1 pseudogene is annotated in these 255 nt (G+C 67.1%); it reads right to left on the minus strand.

From position 1 onward, the window contains the following. Window positions 1-255 (minus strand): annotated as a pseudogene (locus AB3X95_RS39055) (ammonia channel protein); the annotation flags it as partial.

The raw sequence follows: 255 nt of genomic DNA on the forward strand, positions 1-255 counted from the left end.
CCCACAGCATCGCGCCACCGATCAGCGTCAGCGTCAGGTTGTGCGGCGCCATCGACTCCTTGCCGTAGCCGACGCGCTTGCCGAGCACCAGACAGCAGACCAGACCCGCGATACCCGCGTTGATGTGCACCACCGTGCCGCCCGCGAAGTCGAGGATGCCCGCGGTCGCCAGCCAGCCGCTCGGTTCCCACACCATGTGCGCGATCGGCGAGTAGACGATGACCGACCACAGCGTCATGAACACCAGCATCGCCG

It is taken from the genome of Paraburkholderia sp. BR13444 (assembly GCF_040948755.1).
Taxonomy (GTDB): Bacteria; Pseudomonadota; Gammaproteobacteria; order Burkholderiales; family Burkholderiaceae; genus Paraburkholderia; species Paraburkholderia youngii.